This window comes from Pseudomonas sichuanensis (genome assembly GCF_024749065.1).
GTDB lineage: Bacteria > Pseudomonadota > Gammaproteobacteria > Pseudomonadales > Pseudomonadaceae > Aquipseudomonas > Aquipseudomonas sichuanensis.
Genome location: NZ_CP087185.1, coordinates 772,977 through 796,051 on the forward strand (window position 1 = coordinate 772,977; position 23,075 = coordinate 796,051).

General features: G+C 59.5%; 12 protein-coding genes, 1 other RNA gene and 1 pseudogene. 11 read left to right on the forward strand and 3 right to left on the reverse strand.

Features of this window, described 5'->3' with window-relative positions:
* Positions 1-75 precede the first annotated feature (75 nt).
* From LOY51_RS03610 to LOY51_RS03625, 4 genes and pseudogenes are all read left to right on the forward strand, one after another.
* Entirely contained in the window at positions 76-1,413 is a 1,338-nt protein-coding gene (locus tag LOY51_RS03610) for an MFS transporter (protein WP_125462517.1), read from the forward strand.
* Between the two features lie 16 nt (positions 1,414-1,429).
* Positions 1,430-2,785: a glucarate dehydratase gene (gene gudD / locus LOY51_RS03615; protein WP_258644493.1), complete on the forward strand. Its 1,356-nt coding sequence runs from the start codon at positions 1,430-1,432 to the stop codon at positions 2,783-2,785.
* 481 nt (positions 2,786-3,266) lie between these two features.
* A complete protein-coding gene (gene gabP / locus LOY51_RS03620) occupies positions 3,267-4,658 on the forward strand; it encodes a GABA permease (RefSeq protein WP_125857347.1) in 1,392 nt (463 codons plus the stop codon).
* A gap of 146 nt (positions 4,659-4,804) precedes the next feature.
* Positions 4,805-5,392 (forward strand): annotated as a pseudogene (locus tag LOY51_RS03625) (DUF1016 N-terminal domain-containing protein); the annotation flags it as partial.
* A gap of 2 nt (positions 5,393-5,394) precedes the next feature.
* On the opposite strand, the gene LOY51_RS03630 reads toward LOY51_RS03625, so the two are convergent.
* Positions 5,395-6,270: a LysR family transcriptional regulator gene (locus LOY51_RS03630; RefSeq protein WP_258644494.1), complete on the reverse strand. Its 876-nt coding sequence runs from the start codon at positions 6,268-6,270 to the stop codon at positions 5,395-5,397.
* Between the two features lie 188 nt (positions 6,271-6,458).
* On the opposite strand from LOY51_RS03630, the gene LOY51_RS03635 reads away from it, so the two are divergent.
* From LOY51_RS03635 to LOY51_RS03665, 7 genes are all read left to right on the forward strand, one after another.
* On the forward strand, positions 6,459-8,003 hold the full coding sequence (locus tag LOY51_RS03635) for an MFS transporter (protein ID WP_258644496.1): 1,545 nt from the start codon (positions 6,459-6,461) through the stop codon (positions 8,001-8,003).
* A 162-nt stretch (positions 8,004-8,165) separates the two neighbouring features.
* Positions 8,166-10,685, forward strand: coding sequence for an McrB family protein (locus LOY51_RS03640; protein ID WP_258644504.1), 2,520 nt, complete (start codon positions 8,166-8,168; stop codon positions 10,683-10,685).
* Positions 10,682-12,007, forward strand: coding sequence for an McrC family protein (locus LOY51_RS03645; protein ID WP_258644506.1), 1,326 nt, complete (start codon positions 10,682-10,684; stop codon positions 12,005-12,007). The genes LOY51_RS03640 and LOY51_RS03645 overlap by 4 nt, the downstream gene beginning before the upstream one ends.
* Positions 12,008-12,342: 335 nt before the next feature.
* A complete protein-coding gene (locus tag LOY51_RS03650; protein ID WP_258644507.1) occupies positions 12,343-14,058 on the forward strand; it encodes a class I SAM-dependent DNA methyltransferase in 1,716 nt (571 codons plus the stop codon).
* A 1-nt stretch (position 14,059) separates the two neighbouring features.
* Positions 14,060-15,316, forward strand: coding sequence for a restriction endonuclease subunit S (locus LOY51_RS03655; RefSeq protein WP_258644509.1), 1,257 nt, complete (start codon positions 14,060-14,062; stop codon positions 15,314-15,316).
* Positions 15,313-16,602, forward strand: a complete 1,290-nt coding sequence (locus LOY51_RS03660; protein WP_258644511.1) for an FRG domain-containing protein — start codon at positions 15,313-15,315, stop codon at positions 16,600-16,602. The genes LOY51_RS03655 and LOY51_RS03660 overlap by 4 nt, the downstream gene beginning before the upstream one ends.
* Positions 16,603-16,700: 98 nt before the next feature.
* On the forward strand, positions 16,701-19,847 hold the full coding sequence (locus LOY51_RS03665) for a type I restriction endonuclease subunit R (RefSeq protein WP_258646603.1): 3,147 nt from the start codon (positions 16,701-16,703) through the stop codon (positions 19,845-19,847).
* Between the two features lie 1,349 nt (positions 19,848-21,196).
* Here LOY51_RS03665 and LOY51_RS03675 read toward each other — a convergent pair.
* Both LOY51_RS03675 and ssrA read right to left on the reverse strand, forming a co-directional pair.
* Complete coding sequence (locus tag LOY51_RS03675; protein WP_258644513.1) at positions 21,197-22,453, reverse strand: integrase domain-containing protein; 1,257 nt, start codon at positions 22,451-22,453, stop codon at positions 21,197-21,199.
* A gap of 187 nt (positions 22,454-22,640) precedes the next feature.
* Positions 22,641-23,032: a transfer-messenger RNA gene (gene ssrA / locus LOY51_RS03680) on the reverse strand.
* Positions 23,033-23,075: the final 43 nt, after the last annotated feature.

The following is a 23,075-nucleotide window of genomic DNA, read 5'->3' on the forward strand; positions in this document are numbered from 1 at the left end:
TCAGACAACAGGGTGTTTGCCCAACGCCCGGACCTCCATCGACCCGCACAAAAACAATTAGTGGGAGATACACCTGTGAACCACACCCTCGATCCGTCCGCCGGGCGCGATGCCGTGCTGAGCAGCGCGGTGGCCAAGGTCAAGCGCCACGTCCTGCCGCTGTTCGTCATCATGTTCATCGTCAACTACCTGGACCGCGTCAACATCGGTTTCGTCCGCCCGCACCTGGAGAGTGACCTGGGTATCAGCGCGGCGGCCTATGGCTTCGGCGCCGGGCTGTTCTTCATCGGTTACGCGCTGTTCGAAGTGCCGTCGAACATGCTGCTGCAGAAGGTCGGCGCGCGCCTGTGGCTGACCCGCATCATGTTCACCTGGGGCCTGGTGGCCACCGCCATGGCCTTCGTGCAGAACGAAACCCAGTTCTACGTGCTGCGCTTTCTGCTGGGGGTCGCCGAGGCCGGGTTCTTCCCCGGGGTGATCTACTACTTCACCCGCTGGCTGCCGGCCGCCGAACGCGGCAAGGCCATCGCCATCTTCCTCAGCGGCTCGGCCGTGGCCTCGTTGATCTCCGGGCCGTTGGCCGGGGCGCTGATGCAGATCCAGGGCATGGGCCTGCACGGCTGGCAATGGATGCTGTTCATCGAAGGCATGGCCTCGGTGGCGCTGTGCTTCTTCGTGTTCTTCTGGCTCGACTCCAAACCCCATGACGCCAAGTGGCTGAGCCGCGAAGAGCAGGACGCACTGGTGGCGGCCATCGACCAGGAGCAGCGCGAGCGCGAGGCGGGCGGGGTGGTCAAGGCGTCGTCCTGGAGCCTGCTCAAGGACCGCCAGATCCTGCTGTTCTGCCTGATCTACTTCTGCATCCAGCTGACCATCTATGCCGCGACCTTCTGGCTGCCGAGCATCATCAAGCGCATGGGCGACCTCAGCGACCTGCAGGTGGGCTTCTTCAACTCCATCCCCTGGCTGATCTCGATCATCGCCATGTACAGCTTCGCGGCCTGCGCCCGGCGCTGGCGCTTCCAGCAGGCCTGGGTGGCGGCGGCGCTGCTGGTGGCGGCTACCGGCATGTTCATGTCCACCACCGGCGGGCCGGTGTTCGCCTTCGTCGCCGTGTGCTTTGCGGCCATCGGTTTCAAGGCGGCCTCGTCGCTGTTCTGGCCAATCCCCCAGGGCTACCTGGATGCACGGATCGCCGCGGCGGTGATCGCCCTGATCAACTCGGTGGGCAACCTCGGCGGCTTCGTCGCCCCCACCACCTTCGGCTTGCTGGAGCAGCAGACGGGTTCGATCCAGGGCGGTTTGTACGGCTTGGCGGTGACCTCGGTAGTGGCTGCCATCGCGGTGTTCTTCGTCCGTACCCGCGCCAAGGGCGTGCCTGCCCAAGACCTCAAGGCCGCCTCGGCCAACTGATTGCGAGAGAGACCTCATGAACATGCACAGCACCCCACAGGTTCAACACGATACCCCGGTAGTCACCGACCTGCGCGTGGTCCCGGTGGCCGGCCACGACAGCATGCTGCTCAACCTCAGCGGCGCCCATGGCCCGTACTTCACCCGCAACGTGGTGATACTGCGCGACAGTGCCGGTAACACCGGCCTGGGCGAAGTGCCTGGCGGCGAAGCCATTCGCCAGACCCTGGAAGACGCCCGCGCGCTGGTGGTCGGCCAGCCCATCGGCCACTACCAGCGCGTGCTCAACGCCATGCGCCAGAGCTTCGCCGGGCGCGATGCCGGCGGGCGTGGCCTGCAGACCTTCGACCTGCGCATCACCGTGCATGCGGTGACTGCCATCGAGTCGGCGCTGCTCGACCTGCTCGGCCAGCACCTGGGCGTGCCCATGGCCGCGCTGCTCGGCGAAGGGCAGCAACGCGAAGCAGTGAAGATGCTCGGCTATCTGTTCTACGTCGGTGACCGCAACCGGACCGACCTGGCCTATCGCAACGAGGCCGACGCCGATGACGACTGGTTGCGCCTGCGCCATGAACAGGCCATGACCCCGGAGGCGGTGGTGCGCCTGGCCGAAGCCGCCAAGGCCCGCTATGGCTTCAACGACTTCAAGCTCAAGGGCGGGGTGCTGCGCGGCGAGGAGGAGATGGAAGCCGTCACCGCACTGGCCGAACGCTTCCCCGAGGCGCGCATCACCCTCGACCCCAACGGTGCCTGGTCGCTGAAAGAGGCCATCGCTTTGTGCCGCGACAAGCACGCTGTGCTGGCCTATGCCGAAGACCCCTGTGGCGCCGAGAACGGCTACTCCGGCCGTGAGGTGATGGCCGAGTTCCGCCGTGCCACCGGCCTGCCCACCGCCACCAACATGATCGCCACCGACTGGCGGCAGATGGGCCATGCGATCCAGTCGCAGGCGGTGGACATCCCCCTGGCCGACCCGCACTTCTGGACCCTGCAGGGCTCGGTGCGGGTGGCGCAGATGTGCCACGACTGGGGCCTGACCTGGGGCTCGCATTCCAACAACCACTTCGATATTTCGCTGGCCATGTTCACCCAGGTGGCCGCCGCCGCGCCGGGCGAGATCACCGCCATCGACACCCACTGGATCTGGCAGGACGGCCAGCGCCTGACCCGCGAGCCACTGCGCATCGTCGACGGCCATGTGCGGGTGCCGGAGCGTCCGGGGTTGGGTGTGCAGCTGGATGAAGATCAGCTGGCCAAGGCCCATGAGTGCTACCGCAACATGGGGCTGGGGGCGCGTGATGACAGCGTGGCGATGCAGTACCTGGTGCCGGGGTGGGCGTTCGACAACAAGCGGCCTTGCCTGGTGCGTTGATTTCTGTGCGGGCCTCATCGCCGGCAAGCCGGCTCCCACAGGGTTTGCGCTGAACCTGTGGGAGCCGGCTTGCCGGCGATGAGGCCAGACATGACCACACAACAGTTCCCTGCTGCCATCCGACACACCGCGTGTCGATCAGGCGTAGGCAGACGCCTGTGCAGCACAGCCCCGGGAGACCGGGGCTTTTTTGTGGGCGCCTGGCCCATGTCGTTTCCAGACAAGCCAATCACGACATCTGACGGGATCGGGCACGGGGTGTCGTGATCGCGAACCTGCGGGACGTTCTCGAACAATTTCCCCGGGCCCCGCGCGGCTTAAATAACTCCCCGGATCGTTCGGTGCGTGGCTCTGCAAAAGCGTGAAGAAGTTCAACAACAGCGCCTGAGCGACGTGTCATTCTTATTGTTTTTCAAGGAGATGCTTTTTCGCCTGTACCTGCCCGTCCCTTCCTTGTGTCAGCAAAAAGAGAACAAGATCAATGAGCACCGTGGGATCTGATGGCAACCTTGCACAAGGTTTCAAGCCGCGTCATGTAACGATGCTGTCCATCGCCGGCATCATCGGCGCCGGGCTTTTCGTAGGTTCCGGGCACGCCATCGCGGCGGCCGGGCCCGCCACCATACTTTCTTATTTCGTCGCCGGCACCCTGGTGGTGCTGGTGATGCGCATGCTCGGCGAAATGGCCGTGGCACACCCCGACACTGGGTCGTTCTCCACCTACGCCGACCAGGCCATCGGCCGCTGGGCCGGCTACACCATCGGCTGGCTGTACTGGTGGTTCTGGGTGCTGGTGATCCCCATCGAGGCCCTGGCCGCGGGGCATGTGCTCAACGCCTGGTTCCCCCAGGTGGACAGCTGGATCTTCGCCCTGGCCTCGGTGCTGCTGCTGGCCTGCACCAACCTGTTCAGCGTGGCCAAGTACGGCGAGTTCGAGTTCTGGTTCGCGATCCTCAAGGTCACGGCGATCCTCGGCTTCATCGGCCTGGGCTTCGCCGCGCTGATGGGCTGGCTGCCCAACCGCGAAGTCAGCGGCTTGAGCACGTTGATGGCCGAGCATGGCGGCTTCACGCCCAAGGGCTGGTCGGCGGTGATCGGCGCCTTCATCACCGTGATGTTCAGCTTCATCGGCACCGAGGCGGTGACCATTGCCGCGTCCGAATCCAGCGACCCTGCGCGCAACATCGCCAAGGCCACCCGCTCGGTGATCTGGCGCATCAGCACCTTCTATATCCTGTCGATCTTCGTGATCATCTCGGTGGTGCCGTGGAACGACCCGCAGCTGGCGGTGGTGGGTTCGTACCAGCGTGCGCTGGAAATCATGAACATCCCCAACGCTGCGTTGATGGTCGATTTCGTGGTGCTGATCGCGGTGACCAGCTGCATGAACTCGTCGATCTACATCGCCTCGCGGATGATGTACTCGCTGGCCAAGCGCGGCGATGCCCCGGCGTTTCTCAAGGAAACCTCCAAGGTGGGCGTGCCGCGTGCGGCGGTGTTCGGCAGCACCCTGATCGGTGCGGCCATCGCCATCCTCAACTACTTCGCACCCAAGGGCGTGTTCGAGTTCCTGCTGGCCAGCTCCGGCGCCATCGCCTTGCTGGTGTACCTGGTGATCGCCATTTCGCAGCTGCGCATGCGTGGCCGCCTGGAGCGTGAAAACGCCAACCTCAAGTTCAAGATGTGGCTGTTCCCATGGCTGACCTGGGCGGTGATCATCTTCATCAGCTGTGCGCTGGGAGTGATGATGTTCACCGAGGAGCACCGGGCCGAGGTGAGCGCAACGCTGGGGCTGGCAATCGTGATTTCGTTCCTGGGGATCGTGACCACGCGGGGGCATGCGCGGGTGGTCGGGGCGCGGTCGATGGGCTGATGGCTTTGTCGTGAACGAGAGGGCGCCACTGGGCGCCCTCTTTGCGTTTTGCAACAGTTTCACCTGCGGGCGCGGGTGAGGGGCGGGGGCAGACTCTGGCGGGTTTTCACTCTTTGCCATGGAGTCGTTGCATGAATATTGAAGTCATGGGCGCGCCTGCGCCCGCTGCCAGGGATGAGCGTTTCGATGAGGTGCTGACACTGATCAAGTCGGCCCGCCAGCGCGCGGTGCAGGCCGTGAACACTCAACTGATCGAGCTCTATTGGCAGGTGGGGGCTTTCATCAGCCACAAACTGGAACGGGCCGAGTGGGGCGATGGGGTGGTCAGCCAGTTGGCAGAACATCTGGCGTTGACTCAGCCAGGCTTGCGGGGGTTCACCCGCGTCAATCTGTTCCGCATGCGGCAGTTTTACGAGGCTTACCGGGGTGACGAAATAGTCTCCCCACTGGTGAGACAATTGCCGTGGAGCCACAACATGATCGTTGTGGGGCAGTGCAAGGGGGCTGAAGAGCGGCTGTTCTACCTGCGCATGGCCATCCAGAAGAAATGGTCCAAGCGTGAACTGGAACGCCAACTCAAGGCCGCGCTGTTCGAGCGCAGCGTGACGCAACCGGCCAAGGCATCGGCCGCGCTCACCCAGGCCCATCCGGCGGCTCTGGAGGTGTTCCGCGATGCCTACATGATCGAGTTCCTCGGCCTGCCGGGCGGGCACGCCGAGGCCAAGCTGCAGGAGTTCTACGCGCTGGATGTCGAGCGCACCGCTTCGATATAGCGGGCGACGGCCGGTGACTTCTCGAAGCGCCGGTGCAACAGGCTCAACCACGAGCTTGCCTGGCAATCCTCGACAGGCCGGTAGTTCACCTGCGGCAAGTTGATCCGCCGCACAACCGATTCCGGCACCAGCGCAACGCCCTGGCCTAGCGATACCAGGGTGATCACCGCCACCAGGCTGCCCGGCTGTGGGCCCAGGCGTGGGACGAAACCACCCTGTGCGGCGACCTCCAGGGTGCCGGAGATCTGCTCGGGGAGGATGAAGGTTTCATTGGCCAGGCGCTTGGCCGGGAGCTGCTTGAGCTCGTTCAGGCGCGAGCCGGCGGGCAGCGCCAGGACGAAGCCTTCTTCATGCAGGGGAATCGCCTCCAGCCCGTCCGGCAGTTCCATCGGCGAGCGTACGTAGGCCAGGTCCAGCTGGCCGTCGAGCACCTGCGTGGGCAGCGCATCCATGGGCGCCTCGCGGATATTCAGATGCACCCCGGGGTGGGCGTCACTGAAGCGGGTCACTTGCTGCTGCAAGGTGCCGGAGTAGGCCGCCGAAGCCACATAGCCCAGCTCGATGCGCCCACTGTCGCCACGTGCGGCGCGCTGCGCGCTGAGTTGCGCGGCGTCGAACTGGCGCACCGCTTGCTCGGCTTCCACCCGCAATGCTTCGCCCGCGGCGGTCAGGCGCACCTCGCGCTGGCTGCGCTGGAACAGCAGCACGCCCAGTGCTTTCTCCATGTCCTGGATCTGCCGGCTGAGGGTGGGCGGGGCGATGCCCAGCTGCTCGGCGGCACGGGTGAAGTGGCCGTGGCGAGCGACGCTGAGAAAGTAGCGGAAGTGGCGGATTTCCATGGGGCCTCGTTAGCCGGGGGCTAATGACGCAGGACGTGGCGGCTAACAAGCCCGGCGCCCGGCGGCGTTATGGTGAGGGCAACACTACAAGGCTGGCGTCGCGGCGGCAAAGCCCGATGACCGGCCGAGCCTCAATGCCATCGCCGGGCATCTCGCGGTCCGCGATGGTGTCCCCTTGGAGCCTTGCCATGTCCACCTCCGCCTCTGCGCGTTTCACCCTGTTCACCGCCTCGGCCGTGTGCGCCCTGATCATCCTCGACACCAACATCGTTGCCGTCAGCCTGCCCAGCATCGCCCGCGACCTGTCCGGCTCATTCGCCGACATCGAATGGGTAGTCAGCGCCTACCTGCTGGCCTTCGCCGCCTGCCTGTTGCCCGCCGGCAGCCTGGCCGACCGCTTTGGCCGACGGCGCATGCTGCTGTTCGGGCTGGCACTGTTTGCCCTGGCTTCCCTGGCCTGCGGTGCTGCGCCGAACCTGCTGTGGCTCGACCTGGCCCGTGCCGGCAAAGGCGTGGGCGCCGCGCTGCTGCTCACCGCCGCCCTGGCCGCCATCGGCCACCGCTTCCATGAGCCACAGGAACGCCTACGCGCCTGGGCCTTCTGGGGCGCCTGCATGGGCGCCACCATCACCTTTGCGCCGCTGCTCGGCGGGCTGATCGCCAGTACCCTGGGCTGGCGCTGGATCTTTTACATCAACTTGCCGCTGGTGGCGGTGCTGGCGCTGATGGTGCTGCGCAGCGTCGAAGAGTCCCGCGACAGCGCTGCCGCTCGGCTTGATCCGTTGGGCAGCCTGACCTTTGCCGGTAGCCTGGGCTACCTGATTTGGGCGCTTATCGATGCCAACCAGGTTGGCTGGGACAGCGCACCTACCTTGGGCCGTCTGGTGATCGCGGCCTTTTTGTTCGGCCTGTTCGTGATGGTCGAACGCAGCCAGGCACGGCCCATGATTGATCTGCAACTGATGCGTAGTGGGCGGTTCATTGGTGCCTTGTTGGGGATGTTTGCCTACGCCGCTTGTGCCCAGGTGATGATGACCTTGTTGCCGCTGTACCTGCAGAACGGGTTGCAATTGTCGGCGCTTGAAGCGGGGGCGGGGATGTTGCCGTTTGCCGTGGCGATGCTGCTGACCCCGCGGTTGGGCATGCGCCTGGCGGCGAGGTTGAGTGCGGCGCAGGTGTTTGCGTTGGGTTTGGTGTTGGTGGGGGTGGGGAATCTGGCCTGTGCCTGGGCGGTTGGGGAGGGGGGCTATGGGGCTTTTGCCCTGGCCAGCTTGGTGCTGGGGGCGGGGGCAGGGTTGCTTAATGGTGATACGCAGAAAAACATCATGGCTTGCGTGCCACGTGAGCGGACTGGGATGGCATCGGGGTTGAGTACTACTACGCGGTTTGGGGCGATTGTGTTGGCGATTGGGATTCTTGGTGGGGTGCTGGCGGCGCGTAGTGGGCAGTTGTTGCGTGAGGCCATGGCTGGGGTGGCGCCGGAGGCGCTGGGGAAGGTTGGGGAGATGGCGACTCGGGTGGCGGCGGGGGATTTGCAGGCGGCGTTGGGGATGCTTGAGCCGGGGGGGCGCGAGGTGGTGGCGCCGTTGGCGCGGGGGGCGTTTGTGGGTGGGTTTGAGGCGGTGTTGCAGAGCGCAGGTGTGGCGGCGTTGGTGTTTGCGCTGATCGTGGGTGTGTTGCTCGCTCGGCCATTGCCTGTGCTGCTGGAGCCCGCTGCGGTGAAAGCCCGCTGATCGAATATGGGCCTGGCGATCAGCTTTGCCAGCCGATAAGGTGAGCGGCTTGGCAAAGTGATGGCACGAGCGACTGCCTCTGGTTTCCCCGGGGTGTCTATCACCTGTTTTCGAGTAATGGCTGGCCCCTTTGGGGCGTGGGCGGCAGTGGGAGAGTTTTATATGAGTGAGTTGGCCCAGGCATTGCCGAATGACAGTGAGGCAATGGGTTTGGCAGCGGCTAGCCAGCATGTGCAAGTTCAAGCCTCGACAAGGCCGACCTATGCGTTGATGTTGGGGGATGGGCCGCTGAAGATCTGGAACGGCGATTACCGTGAGGGCCTGTTCAGTGAAGTTGGCAAGGGCGATGAGCTGACGTTGCTCTGCAGCGACACCCGGCGGGAAGAGGGTGATAGCGTCTACTTGATTCGCCTGGCGGAACAGCCGCATGGCATCGTGGCGAAAGGCACAATTACCAGATCGGTTCAGATCAATTCGGAAAAGGCCGATCTCGCAACCCCCCGAAACAGGGTCGGTGTCCGTATCGATGAGCTAAGGGCATCCTGCGCCGACGGCTTGCTACCCCTTGTACTGCTGAACATGGCATTGCCTGGGGAAAACTGGAGCCAGCAGGTCTCTGGCAGGCCCATTGACCAAGCGATTGTGCCGGCCCTTGACCGTTTGTGGCAGGTTGGCCAGCACAAGCACAGCTTGCGTCAATACATCGAATGGAGTTCGGCTGATAAACGCGAGTCTTGCCCCGGTTGGCTCGCAGACTACCGGGCCATTACTCAGCTCGCCGACAGCTTGAGCAAAGGGGCTACCAATCTTGAGCGGCCGGCGTTGGAGCGCTTGTGGCTAGAGCGGGAAAATGGTGTTTCCAGCCTGAAGCTTGGGCTGTTGTCTCGCAGCGAGTTCGACAGCCAGTTTGAGCAGCTTGCCGAGATCACGCGGTCGATCATGAAGGACGCGACGCCCGATCATTTCAAGCAGATTGCCAAGCGTTGGATGGCCGGCGTTAGGGCCGGCGACTTCAGCATGAATCGACCTGCGATGATCAGCCGCGTGTTCGCTGCCTTTTCACCTGAGCGCTACACATCGCTGTTGAAAGTGGACGACTGCCAGTTCTTGCTTGGCAAATTGAATGCGCAGTTCCAACTGCCGCAGGTTGTGGTAGCGGAACAAGGTTGGTGTGAACTCAATGCGCAACTCAAAGGGTGTGTCGAGGCATCTGGTACGCCTCAGGCCGCTGTTCTGGAAAACAACATTGCACTGTGGCAGTTGTTGAAGGCCTTCAAAGAAACCAAGGCCGTGCAGGGAGACGAAGATATGCAAGGAGACCCAGGCGTGAAAGGTTTAGATATCCCATTGAATCAAATCCTGTTCGGCCCGCCTGGCACCGGTAAGACCTACGCCACCATCGACCATGCACTGCAGATCCTCGACCCCGGGTTGTTGGCTGAAAACAGCGGAGACGATGACGAAACACGCAGGCTGCTGAAGGCCCGTTTTGATGAGTTGATCGAAGAAAAGCGCATTCGCTTCGTGACCTTCCATCAGAGCTTGAGTTACGAAGACTTCATCGAAGGGCTGAAGGCGAGCAGCGAAAATGGCCAGATTCGCTATCACCCAGAAGACGGTATTTTCAAAGCAATCTGTACGGATGCCAGAGCGGTTACCGGGTTGCCGAGCCTAGACGAGCAGCTTTCGCAGTTCGTCGAGCAGGCGGCGGAAAGTCCAGTGGTCCTTGAAACGACTCGCGGCAAACGTTTTTCCGTGGTGTATCGAGACGGTAACACCACGTTGACGTGCAGGCCTGAAGCGGCTGTAACTGAGTTAACCCTGCCGGCCAATATTGACCATGTGCGTCAGCTTCTTCATGGCGTGCGTGCTCAGAACATCTACTGCGAAAGTTATGTCAGAGGTATCGCCGACCATATCAAGGCCGAGTTTTCGAAGCTTCAAGGCCCAGCTCAGGGCGATGTGACCCGCAAGCCCTATGTCTTGATTATCGATGAGATCAACAGGGGTAACGTGTCGCGGATCTTTGGCGAGTTAATCACTCTGATCGAGCCCTCCAAGCGCCAAGGCGCCGGGGAGTGCTTGCCGGTGGTGCTGCCCTATTCGAGGGAGCCGTTCACCGTGCCGGACAACCTCTACATCATCGGTACGATGAATACCGCCGACCGTTCCCTAGCAGGGTTGGACGTCGCCCTGCGCCGGCGCTTCACATTCCAGGAAATGTCACCACGGCCACAACTGCTGGGTGAGGTTCAAGTTCAGGGGGTGAACATCGGTGAGCTGTTGCAGACGCTGAACCAGCGCATCGAGGTGTTGTTGGGTCGGGACCACTGCTTGGGCCACGCCTATTTCATGCCGTTGAAGCAAGACAACTCGCTGACGCGGCTGAAGACGATCTTCAGAAATCAGATTCTGCCACTGCTGCAGGAATACTTTTTCGAAGACTGGCAGCGCATTCAGTGGGTCTTCAATGACCATCGAAAGCCGCAGGGTGACCGCTTTGTGCAGCAGGGCGTACCAGACATGGCGGAATTGTTTGGCACTCTCAACGTGCCGGCGCAGGGTTCGGTATGGCGTATCAACGATTCGGCGTTCGAGCGAATTGCTGCCTATAAGGGCATCATTGTCGCGGATACCGAGGGCAAGGTGCCGGTAGAAGCGTTAGAGGAGGCGGGTGCGTGAGTGCATTCGTCACCGTTCGCGAATATGCCCGCCTGACCACGGCCGCAGTCGCGCCGGGTAACCTTGATTGTGCGCAGATATCTGAAAGTGCTTTCGACTGGCTCTGCGAGTTGAGCGCGAGCTTCAAGCGCAATGGCGCCACATTGCTGCAGGTCGAGGGGCGGCGCGAGCTGAAGTGGGATTCCTATGTGGGCGTACTGGAAACCCCTTGCGGCACACGCCTGGAGATTCTCCCCAAGCACCATGAAGAGGGCGACTGCCGGGTGAAGAGCCGGCGCCTGCTGCGCAAGCTGATCCAGCATGCGCTGCAGCTCAAGCCGCGTGAAGTTTCGGTGGCCAGCCTGGAGTTGTTCGATGCGCCGCTCAGCGAGTGGGTTATAGGGCAGTTTCTTGCCGAGCTGGATTTGCTGGTAAAGCGCGGCTTGCGCTTTGACTACCAGCGAATCGATGAAGAGCAGCGCTTTTTGCGAGGCCAGCTCAATGTGGTAGCGCAGATGCGCCAGCCACCTGGGCGGCAGCACCACTTCCAGATTCGCCACGACGTGTATTTGCCGGACCGCGCCGAAAACCGCTTGCTCAAGCTGGCACTGGAGCGCGTGGCCAAGGGTACCCAGGATGCCGCTAATTGGCGCCTGGCCAACGAGCTGCGGGCGATGCTCGCCGACGTGCCGGCCAGCCGGCAGGTGAGCCAGGATTTACGGGCCTGGAGCCGTGATCGACTGATGGCCCATTACCAGGCGATCAAGCCTTGGTGCGAGTTGATTCTCAAGCAGCAGATGCCGATTGCGGTCAGTGGGGAATGGCGGGGGGTGAGCCTGTTGTTCCCCATGGAGAAGTTATTCGAAAAATATGTGCAAGGCTGGCTAAGCCGTCGGTTGGCGCCGTCAGTTTGCCTTACTGCTCCGGCATCACAGCACAGTCTGTGCCTGCACGATGGTCGCCCGGTGTTCGGCCTGGAGCCCGACTTGCTGTTGTCGATGGGTGAGCGTGCGTGGGTACTGGATACTAAGTGGAAGCGGCTGGATGGGAGTGACAGGCAGGGTTTGTTCGGCTTGAGCCAGGCTGATTTCTACCAGCTGTTTGCTTACGGCCAGAAGTATCTGGCTGGAAGGGGTGAGTTGGCGTTGATCTATCCACAGACCGCTCAGTTTTCACAACCCTTGCGCCCCTTTGATTTCAGCGATCAGTTGCGGCTTTGGGTGTTGCCGTTCGATCTGGATGAAGATGAGCTTTTGGCAGGTGAGGGGGTGGAGTTCATGTGCTGTATACGCCAGTACGATCAGGTGCTGCTGAGTAGGGAGAGAGCGAGCGCCGTCAATTAGAGCCATCGGTCGGTTCCTTCAAATTCGTGGCGAAGGGCGGTTAATCCGCCTCTGTCCTGCTCGCAATCTTAGTACCGCATACGCAGCGTGCGCGATCTTGTTGATGCCAGTCTCGGCTTCGTCAGCAGTTGGCTGGTTTGTCTGCCCGCGTAGCTCTCCTTACTCCGTCACTGGCAATTCGCTATGGCATTACCTGCAGCATGGTGTGTATCGTTCCGCGCAACACGAAAAGAGGGGCTCGCTGCCCCCAGGCATCGAGCAGTTGGGTGCCAATTTATTGCATGTAGGACACTCTCCACTGCACCAGTCGAGCTTAGTCATTAGGGAATGATCCGATGAACCCCGTCGAACAACAGTTTTTTACCGACCTGGAAAAAAAGCTCTGGACCGCCGCTGACAAGCTGCGCTCCAACTTGGATGCCGCCGTCTACAAGCATGTGGTGCTGGGCCTGATTTTCCTGAAATATGTCTCTGATGCCTTCGAAGAGCGGCAGAAAGAGCTGCGTGAGCAGTTCTCTAATCCGGATCACGACTACTACATGGACCCTGCCGAGTTTGGAAACGGATACGAGCAAGCACTCCAGGGTGAGCTGGAAGCACGCGACTACTACACCGAGAAAAACGTCTTCTGGGTGCCGCTGGAAGCGCGCTGGCAAACTCTGCGCGACTGCGCCCAGCTACCCCCCAAGGCGCCGCTGCCCTGGAACAAGCCGGGCAAGAACGAGCCGGAAGAAATGCGTAGCGTGGGTTGGTTGATCGACAACGCCATGGAGGCCATCGAGCGCGAGAACGAGAAGAAGCTCAAGAACGTTCTCAACAAGGACTTCGCCCGCACTCAGATCGACAGCCACAAGCTGGCCGACCTTATCGCCCACTTCTCTGATACCGACTTCAACCGCAAGGACTACAACGGTCAGCCACTGGGTCTGAAAAGCAAAGACATCCTCGGCCACGTCTACGAATACTTCTTGGGCCAGTTTGCGCTGGCTGAGGGCAAGAAGGGCGGCCAGTACTACACACCCAAGAGCATCGTCACCCTCATCGTTGAAATGCTGCAACCCTTCAAGGGCCGCGTGTACGATCCTGCCATGGGCTCAGGTGGTTTTTTTGTGCAGAGCGAGGAATTCATCGAGTCGCATGGCGGCAAGGTCGCCAACGGTAAAACCGGGCAAATCAGCGTCTACGGCCAGGAGAGCAACCCCACTACCTGGCGCCTGGCTGCGATGAATATGGCCATTCGTGGCATCGATTTCAATTTCGGTGGCGGGGCGGCAGACACGCTGACTAATCCTCTTCACATGAACTTGACACACAAGTTCGACTACGTAATGGCTAACCCGCCTTTCAACATGAAGGAATGGTGGAGCGAAAAGCTGGCTAACGACCCTCGATGGGACGTGGCAGGTACACCGCCACAAGGCAACGCCAACTTCGCTTGGTTGCAGCATATGTTCTACCATTTGGCTCCTGCAGGGAGCATGGCACTGCTGCTGGCCAATGGCTCTATGAGCAGTAACACTAACAACGAAGGTGACATTCGCAAAAAGCTAATTGAGGACGACTACGTTGAATGCATGGTCGCGCTACCCGGTCAGCTATTTACTAATACTCAGATCCCGGCTTGCATCTGGTTTCTCACCCGAGATAAACGCAATGGTCTGGCACTGAACAAGCAGAAGCGTGATCGGCGTGGCGAGTTCCTGTTCATCGATGCACGCCAGCTCGGCTACATGAAGGACCGCGTTCTGCGCGACTTCACGCTGGATGACATCAAGAGTGTATCCGATATCTTTCATGCTTGGCAGATGGGTGAAGGCTATGAAGACGTGGCGGGCTTCTGCTATTCCGCTTCACTGGACGAAGTCCGCAAACACGAGCATATATTGACACCGGGACGCTATGTAGGCACAGAAGAGCAGAAGGATGACGGGGAAGTATTTGCCGATAAGATGGCGCGGCTGACTGCGCAGTTGGTCGCGCAGTATGATCAGAGTGCCAACTTGGAGCAGGAGATCAGGAAAAATCTGGCGGGGCTAGGTTATGGCTTCTGAAATGAATTGGTTTGAGAAGCCTCTTGGAGAGGTCACAAACAACCACGATGGCAAGAGGCGACCAGTCAAGGAGTCAGAACGCAAGAAGGGACCGTTTCCCTACTATGGTGCGTCTGGCGTCGTAGACTATGTGGATGGTTACCTTTTCGACGGGAGCTATCTGTTAGTTGGAGAGGATGGCGAAAACCTTCGAAGCAGGCAGACTCCTATCGCGTTTATGGCTCATGGACGGTTCTGGGTTAACAATCACGCGCACATAATTACCGGAAACGGTGAAGTATCAACCGAGTATTTGCGCTATTTTTTGCAAAATTCAGACATCCAGCCGTATCTCACTGGCGCTGTGATGCCTAAATTGACTCAGGGTAATCTGAACCGAATTCCAGTTCGCTACCCCTTACCGCAATATCAGCAGGCGATAGTGGGGATTCTCGGTAGTCTTGACAACAAAATCGACCTCAACCGCGGCATCAATCAAACCCTCGAAGCCATGGCGCAAGCCATCTTCAAATCGTGGTTCATCGACTTTGAACCAGTCAAGGCTAAGATCGCCGCCAAACTAGAAGGGCGCGACACGTTGCGCGCAGCTATGAGCGCCATCAGCGGAAAACCAGACGCTGAACTCAGCATCCTGCCGCGTGAACAGTTCGACCAACTCGCAGCGACTGCTGCGCTGTTTCCCGAAGAAATGGAAGAGTTGGATTTGGCGGAGGTTCCAAAGGGGTGGAGCATACAGCGCGTCGGAAACCTTCTTGAATTGGTTTACGGTAAAGCTCTCAAATCCACTGACCGCAAAGAAGGCTCCGTTCCTGTTTATGGTTCCGGTGGCATTACTGGCTATCACGATACTGCGTTAGTTTCTCATTGTTCAGTTATCGTTGGTCGGAAGGGGACCGTAGGCAGTTTGTACTGGGAAGACGAGCCGTTTTTTCCTATTGATACCACTTTTTATGTGCGACCTATAAAGTCCCCTCTCACATATTGCTACTATGCCTTGCAGACTTTGGGGCTCGAAAAAATGAACACTGATGCTGCAGTACCTGGCCTCAATCGCGAGAATGTCTATCGTCTCGAATTAGTTCGACCAGATATATCTGTTTTGCAGAGTTTTGATAGAGCGGTTTCGACGCTGCGAAGTGCCATCCGCACGAATTCGGATTTGAACAAAACGCTGGCCAACCTGCGCGACACTTTGCTTCCGAAACTCCTCTCTGGCGAGTTGTCCATCGCTGAACTCATGGCGGAGGACGGAGCATGAGCAATATAGCGCAAGCTTCGGCTGAGGCCGCCGCCCCGCAGTCCAGTGATTACTTTAAGAAAATTCCTCTGTGGAACGCCCAAGACAGTTTCAAGCGTTTCGAGACTATCGCTGATGAAATAAGCGGGCGCATACCAGTCACGCGATTGGAGTCTTGGCGCGAATTCACACATCTGCTGGAGAGCGACTTTTTCAACCGCCTTGGTGTACAGCTAGTGTTTCGTGGGCATCGCCGCTTTGACTGGAGCTTGATGCCAACGCTGGGACGATTGACTACCAATGGCATAGTCACCGAACGCTTGGCGCTGGATCAGTTGGAGCGGTTCAAGCGTGCGGTGCGTGGTCGCCTGAACGATGCTGCCATGGTGGATGAAGACGACGAGTTGTGGTCGATTGGCCAACACCACGGCCTCATGACTCCACTGCTGGACTGGACTTACTCGCCTTACGTAGCGCTTTTCTTCGCCTTCCACAAGGAAGATAGTAAGGAAGAAGCCGCCAATCCCTACCGCGCTGTATACGTGCTCAACAAGAGCTTTCTTGCGGGGCATGAAAGCGAAACCGGTATTCGGCTGTGGGAGCCGCGCCGAGATGACCACGGCCGCTTAGTGAACCAGGCGGGTCTGTTCACCTTTTCACCCACAGACGCCACCATCGAAAACAAACTCGCTAATGTGCTGGCCGACGATGAGTTATTTGAGGACGAAGAGCTGCGTGCGGCATCCGAAGAGGAGCAGCCCGGCATTCTGGCCCGCTACATCTGTAAAATTTACATCCGCAATGAGGAGCGTGATGCCTGCCTGCGCCACCTGCGGCGCATGAATGTGCACCACGCCAGCCTGTTCCCTGACCTGCTGGGCGCCTCGGAGTATTGCAATGTAATCACCACGGAGGCCGAGATGGCCGCAGCCGTGCAGCAGCGCGGCAAGCACCTTGAACTCACTATTGCGCAGAACGCGACAGCAATGGATCAAGTGAATGAAGAGGTAGTGCCTTCGGCAATGGCCGTAACCACGCTTACCAGCATCGAAGACGTGCTGAGACAGCCTGTGGGGGCAGGGCAGGTGGAGCCGGGCCGAATTACCCTGATTGCCGAAGAGCTCGCTTCGTCCATCGCCAAGAACAAGGTGGTGGATTGGGAAAACCGTGATGCAGTGCAGGCTCGCCTGCGCAACGTGGCGCGCGTGGTGCTGAAAAATTTCGGCTACCCGCAGGCGTTGCGTGAGCAAGTAGCGGAGCAGGTAGTTGTTTTGGCCAGGTCGGCAGAGGGTGAAGCTCAGAAATGATGGATATTCAGTCGCTCGAAGACCTCGATTTGCTGCGCGGGGCCTACTGCACGACCAGCACCCTGCCAAATACCTCTGAGGCTGAGACCTGAGCCATGATGAACGAACAGCAACTCGAAGATCTGTGCATTGGCTGGTTTCAGGAGGCCGGCTGGCACTTTCTGCGCGGGCCAGACCTCGCCCCCGAGGGTGTTAGCCCTGAGCGCACTGACTATAGACAGGTACTCCTGCGCGATCGCTTGCTGGCCGCCCTGGCGCGCATCAACCCACAGATTCCGCTTGTGGCATTGGAACAGGCAGTGCACGTCGTGCAGACCATTAGCGAGCCGCAGATGGTGGTGCGCAATCGCGCCTTTCACCGATTGTTGCTCTCGGGTGTGGCGGTGGAGTTTTCGGTAGGAGATGAGAAGAAAACCGATCTGGTGCACTTGATCGACTTTGCTAGCCCCAAGCGAAACGAATTCCTGGTGATTAACCAGTTCACTGTGACGGGCACCAAACAGCCCAGACGGCCTGACCTAGTGGCCTTCATCAACGGCCTTCCGTTGGCGGTGATCGAACTGAAGAGCCCGGCCAATGAGCAGACTGACGTGTGGGATGCCTTTAACCAGTTGCAGACTTACAAGGGCGAGATCGGCGATTTGTTCAACAGCAATGTGGCATTAGTGGTCAGCGATGGCTGGACGGCGCGCGTGGGCTCGCTCACTGCCAACGCGGAACGCATGTTGCCCTGGCGCACCGTCGCCAACGAAGACGACCGGCCCTGCCTGCAACAGGAGTTGGAAACCGTGGTGCGTGGCTTTTTTGCCCCCGAATTGTTTCTCGACTACATCCGTCACTTCGTGCTGTTCGAGCAGGATGGCGATGCCGTCATCAAGAAAATCGCAGGCTATCACCAGTTTCACGCCGTGCGTGAGGCGGTGCGCGCCACGGTGATTGCGGCCAGCTCGCCCGACAAGGGCTTGCTGGAGGTGCGAGAAGAACGTACCACTTATGGTAAAGAGGTAAAACCGGGCTCGCGCAAGGCCGGTGTGGTGTGGCATACCCAGGGTTCTGGGAAGAGCATCACCATGGCCTGCTACGCTGGCAAGCTGCTGCAACAGCCCGAAATGAAGAACCCGACGCTGGTAGTAGTGACGGACCGCAATGATTTGGACGGGCAACTGTTTGCCACCTTCTGCGCGGCCGGAGACTTGCTCAAGACCACGCCGCTGCAGGCAGGCAGTCGCGATGAACTGCGCGAAATGCTGGCCTCGCGTCAGGCCGGCGGTATCATCTTCACCACGGTGCAGAAGTTTGCCCTGTTGGATGAGGAGGATGAGCACCCGCTGATGTCCGATCGCTCCAACATCGTGGTCATCTCTGACGAAGCTCACCGCAGCCAGTACGGCATGAAGGGACGCTTTGACGAGAAGGCGGGAAAGTTTGTGTTCGGCTATGCCAAGCACCTGCGCGACGCGTTGAAGAACGCCACCTTTATCGGCTTTACCGGCACACCGATAGCCCTGGAGGACAAGGACACTCGCGCGGTGTTCGGCGACTACGTCAGCATCTATGATATTCAAGATGCAGTGGACGATGGCGCGACGGTACCCATCTACTACGAGAGCCGCCTGGCCAGGTTGGATGTGAGGCAGGCCGAAATCGATGCGCTGAACGAACAAGTCGATGAGGTGGTGGAGGACGAAGAGGACATCGTCAGCCGCGAGAAGACCAAAAGCGAGTGGGCTGCACTGGAAAAACTGGTGGGTGCCGAGCCGCGGCTAGTGCAAGTAGCCAAGGACTTGGTCGAGCACTTCGAAATCCGCAGCGCGACGATGGATGGCAAGGCTATGATCGTCTGCATGAGCCGCGACATCTGCGCCCAGCTTTACAAGGCCATCGTCACCCTGCGGCCTGATTGGCACGACGACGATCCGGAAAAAGGCGCTATTAAGGTGGTGATGACCGGATCGGCTGCCGATAAGGAGTTGCTGCAGCCCCACCTGTACAGCAAGCAGGTGAAGAAGCGGCTGGAAAAGCGCTTCAAGGATGGCAAAGACCCTTTGAAGCTGGTGATCGTGCGCGACATGTGGCTGACCGGCTTTGATGCGCCCTGCTGCCACACCATGTACGTGGATAAGCCCATGAAGGGCCACAACCTGATGCAGGCCATTGCAAGGGTTAACCGAGTATTCAAGAACAAGCCGGGTGGCTTGGTAGTGGACTACATCGGTATCGCCAATGAGTTGAAGGCTGCACTCAAGACCTACACCGAAGCCAAAGGCAAAGGCGACCCCACGCACAACGCCGCCGAGGCTCTGGCCGTGTTGCTGGAGAAGATGGATATCTTGCGCGGCATGATGCACGGCTGCGACTACAGCGGGTTCGAGACGAGGGCGGCGGCACTGTTGGTGCCCTGTGCCAATCATCTGCTGGGCCTGAAGGATGGCAAGCAACGCTTCCTCGACACCATGGTGGCTGTGGCCAAGGCCTATTCGCTGTGCGGCACGCTGGATGAGGCTGCCGCGCTGCGCAAAGAGATCGCCTTTTTCTCGGCCATCAAGGCGGCTATCACCAAGTTCACCACGGTGGACAAGAAGCGCTCCAACGAAGAGAAGAACAGTGCGCTCAAACAGATTCTGGACAACGCCATCGTCTCCGATGGCGTGGCGGATATCTTTGCGTTGGCCGGACTAGACAAGCCCAATATAGGCCTACTATCGGATGAGTTTCTCGAAGACGTGCGCCGAATGGAAAGCCGCAATTTGGCTGTGGATCTGCTGGAAAAGCTGTTGCGCGACGAAATCAAGGCTCGGGCACGCAACAACGTGGTGCAGGAGAAGAAGTACGGCGACCGCTTACTGGAAACTCTGCGCAAATACCATAACCGTGCTGTTGAGACGGCTCAGGTCATCGAGGAGCTGATTCAAATGGCCAAGGAGTTCCAAGCTGTGCTGGAACGCGAGGCGGCTTTGGGTTTGAGTCAGGATGAGATTGCATTCTACGATGCGCTGGCTAACAACGAGAGCGCAGTGCGCGAGCTGGGTGATGACATCTTGAAGAAAATTGCTGTCGAGATCACGGAGAAACTCAGATCCAGCACCACGGTGGACTGGCAGGTGCGCGAGAGCGTGCGTGCGCGACTACGAATTTTGGTGCGGAGATGCTTGCAGAAGTGGAGGTACCCGCCTGACCAGCAAGCCGATGCGGTTGAGTTGGTCCTCAAGCAGGCGGAGTCACTGTCAAACAGCTGGTCACTGTAAGCGTCCCCTTGCAGCTCGGTATCGGCTGAGTCGATGGAGCAACAGCTAAACTAGAGGCTGGGTGTGGGTCAAAGTGTGGGTCGAGAATGACTTTATTTGTTCGACCCTTGCTCCGCTTAGCTTTCAGGCATTAAAAAGCTGGCTTGTGGGCGGCATTGGCACTGAATCAACAGATTGCGATACAGCATGGTCGGCCAACCCCTTCCGATTGATGTGCCTCGGATCATTGATGCTGGGCCCGAACGGCATTACTTCACGAATGCCTGACACCGATCACACTGCGTCTTGCCTGTGCCGCAGTGGTTTCCGCCGAAAATGTCCTTCAGCACCTGTGGCCCTTAGCTCAATTGTCAGTCGTAGCCGAAATTGCGACCATCGCATTTACCCACCATTGTCATGTAGATCACCTCACTTGCCATTCTCCGATCCTGGCCCCACGTCATCCCGCCAAGAATGTTGAGTGTTATCAGGGATCAAGGCCCCTGCGACCTGTGGGGAGTGTCCACTACGCGGGACTGGCGGCTCCTTACGACCGGGAGCAAGGGCATCTCATGATCTGGTCTCCTGAACACCGTTGCCGGTGGGCAGGTGGAGGCAGTGCTGGCTGACTAAACCAGCGCCTGCAGATCCTGAGCCGGGTGAACGCAGCAATGCGATGACCGAGGCATGCCTGACTGTCAGTCAGGTGCAGTCCATTCCTTGGTCTGCGGCACCATCATCTACAGCGCTGTTGCTGGTGACATCGGCGTTTGTCGCGCCGATTGTCACGAGGGGGAATGCCGCAAAGCCATGTGCGATCAGGGCTGCAGCAATGTTAGAAGTGCCCGTCTCTTTCCAGAAGAAAGAGACGGGCACAGGTTGGCGCAAGATTCGGCCAAGCGGATAGGTTGTTGCAGGGCAGCGGAGTAGGAGGTGTTGTTTGGCGCACGAGGGCCATATGTGAAAGAGCATCCATCACCGGGGAGGTGACCGGGCGAGCTGCCGGACGCGAATCGCCATTTGGGGGGAGAACCACCGCAGGAGCGGCGTGACCTTCAAGGTTCGGGCCACCTGGGTTGCTGTCATCGACAGCGTTTGCACGGCCAGTTCTACGCCTGTGGATCAACCCGGTCAAGGTTCGAAAATCAGCGCCACTTCGGGCTTTAAGAGCGGTTATCCACCGGTGGAATTCCGTGGTAAATCCTGGGCAACGTGGTCGCTTTTAGCTCTTCAAATTGAGGTCCTTCCAAACAGGGCGGCTTTGCAGCCCTGTTTGGAAGGACCCTTGCTGAGAAGCGGATAAGCGAGGCTGCTTGCCCCGGATCTTGAGCGTTCAGTTGTTGCTGCTGCCGTTCTTGCGCCGTACAGAACTAGCGAATCGGCACCACGTTCTTGTCTCTGACTTGGCCGTACGCTGAGGCGAGCAGGCTGCCGGTGGCGGCTTTCTGGATGTACTCACTCCACCAAGCCATCATCGGGCGCCGGCGCTCAATGTAGTCGGCTCGGTTGTAGGCGCTGCGCACCTCATCCTTGTCGACGTGCGCCAGTGCCACTTCGATGAGCTCCGGGTCCCACCCATGTTCATTCAAGATGGTGCTGGCCATAGAGCGCATGCCGTGGCTGACCAAGCGGTCCTGGAAGCCCATGCGTTTCAACGCCATGTTGGCCGTTTGGCTATTGGCATGAGTACGCGGGTTTCTGTCAGCCGGGAAGACGTATTCGCGATGGCCGCTGTGAGTCTTCAGTGACTCCAACAACGCGACAGCGTGGTCACTCAAAGGAATGCTGTGTGGGCGGCGCTTCTTCATCCGCTCCGCAGGGATAGTCCAGACACGCCTTTCAAAGTCGATCTCTGCCCAGCGAGTAGTCGCTGCCTCGGCGGGGCGAGTCATCGTGTGCAACTGCCATTCGATCAGGCAACGGGTGGTGCGTTTGATGCTGGCGTTCGCGATCTCCAGCATGAGCTCCGGGAGCTCTTCGGGTGGAAGTGCAGCCATGTTCTCTTTCTTGGGCTTCTTGAAAACCGCCCTGATCCCACTGAGCGGGTTGGCGAAGATCAGGCCGGAGTTGACGCCGTAGGTCATGATCTCGTTTAGCCGCTGGCTGAGACGCTTGACCGTCTCCAGGCTGCCTTTAGCTTCGATTGGACGAAGCAATGCGATCACCATCGGCGCGGTGATTTTCGTAAGTGGTGTCGTCTTCAAATCGGGGAACACGTGCAGCGTGAGCGACCGCCAGATGTCCTCGGCGTAGGCTGGGGTGACCGAGTCTTTCTTGAGCTCGAACCAAGCGGTGGCCACGTTCTCGAAGGTGTGTTCCGTTTCTGCGCGCTTGGCTTCATTCAGCGTGTTGCGCTGCACCTTCGGATCGATGCCCTGTGCGAGCAGTTCGCGTGCATCGACTGCCATCTTTCGTGCATTCGCCAGCGACAGTTCGGGGTAGGTCCCGAAGCCAATGTTGATGCGCTTCTTGGTCACCGGTTCGCGGTAGTTGAAATTCCACAGCAACGAGCCGTTGCTGCGTACGCGGAGCTGCAAACCGTCACCGTCCGTGAGGACGTAATCCTTGGACGCGGGTTTGACTCCCTTGAGTTGTCGATCGGAGAGGCGGAGGTTTTGAGCAGGCATGAGATTGTCCTCAAGCACTGATTCGGTATTCCAAAGATTAGCACCGGGTGAGCTGGAATACCGCCTGGAATACCCGAATGGCTGGAACTCAAAAACTCTTGAAAGACCGCAAAAGCGCTGGAAGCCGCGTATTTACTGGCTTTCAGGCACAAAAAAAGACGTCCTTGGACGTCTTTTTTTGATCATTTGGTGGAGCCGGGGGGATTTGAACCCCCGTCCGCCAGTACTCCGCTGTCGGTACTACATGCTTAGCCGTGTCTACTGATTTAATCCGCAGCCGCCCGACGGGCAGGGTGCTTTGGATGAGTTGGGTAAGTTTTAGTCGCTTCGCCCCCAACGTGCTGCACGACGATCCTGTTCTGTATGACAATCATTTCGGGTTTACAGGCATCCCCTGATGATTGCTGGAGCCGAAGCTACCAGGAGAGCGGGCTCAGCTGCTTACGCAGCGAGAGCGTAGCCCTCGTAGTTTTCGTCATTGGCAACTATAGAAAGTTGCAACAGTGGATTTACGAGTTCTGTTACCAACTCGGCATGCACCTAGAGTTTCGCTACCGGCGTCGAATCCTAATCGGCCCCACACTCAGCTCTAGCTGACCGTACCTTTCGGCACGTAGGACGG

Bases quoted from the DNA above. Each gene is read 5' to 3' on its own strand.
- gudD (WP_258644493.1), top strand. From the start codon at position 1,430: ATGAACATGCACAGCACCCCACAGGTTCAACACGATACCCCGGTAGTC.
- gabP (WP_125857347.1), top strand. From the start codon at position 3,267: ATGAGCACCGTGGGATCTGATGGCAACCTTGCACAAGGTTTCAAGCCG.
- LOY51_RS03630 (WP_258644494.1), bottom strand. From the start codon at position 6,270: ATGGAAATCCGCCACTTCCGCTACTTTCTCAGCGTCGCTCGCCACGGC.
- LOY51_RS03635 (WP_258644496.1), top strand. From the start codon at position 6,459: ATGTCCACCTCCGCCTCTGCGCGTTTCACCCTGTTCACCGCCTCGGCC.
- LOY51_RS03640 (WP_258644504.1), top strand. From the start codon at position 8,166: ATGAGTGAGTTGGCCCAGGCATTGCCGAATGACAGTGAGGCAATGGGT.
- LOY51_RS03650 (WP_258644507.1), top strand. From the start codon at position 12,343: ATGAACCCCGTCGAACAACAGTTTTTTACCGACCTGGAAAAAAAGCTC.
- LOY51_RS03655 (WP_258644509.1), top strand. From the start codon at position 14,060: ATGAATTGGTTTGAGAAGCCTCTTGGAGAGGTCACAAACAACCACGAT.
- LOY51_RS03660 (WP_258644511.1), top strand. From the start codon at position 15,313: ATGAGCAATATAGCGCAAGCTTCGGCTGAGGCCGCCGCCCCGCAGTCC.
- LOY51_RS03665 (WP_258646603.1), top strand. From the start codon at position 16,701: ATGAACGAACAGCAACTCGAAGATCTGTGCATTGGCTGGTTTCAGGAG.
- LOY51_RS03675 (WP_258644513.1), bottom strand. From the start codon at position 22,453: ATGCCTGCTCAAAACCTCCGCCTCTCCGATCGACAACTCAAGGGAGTC.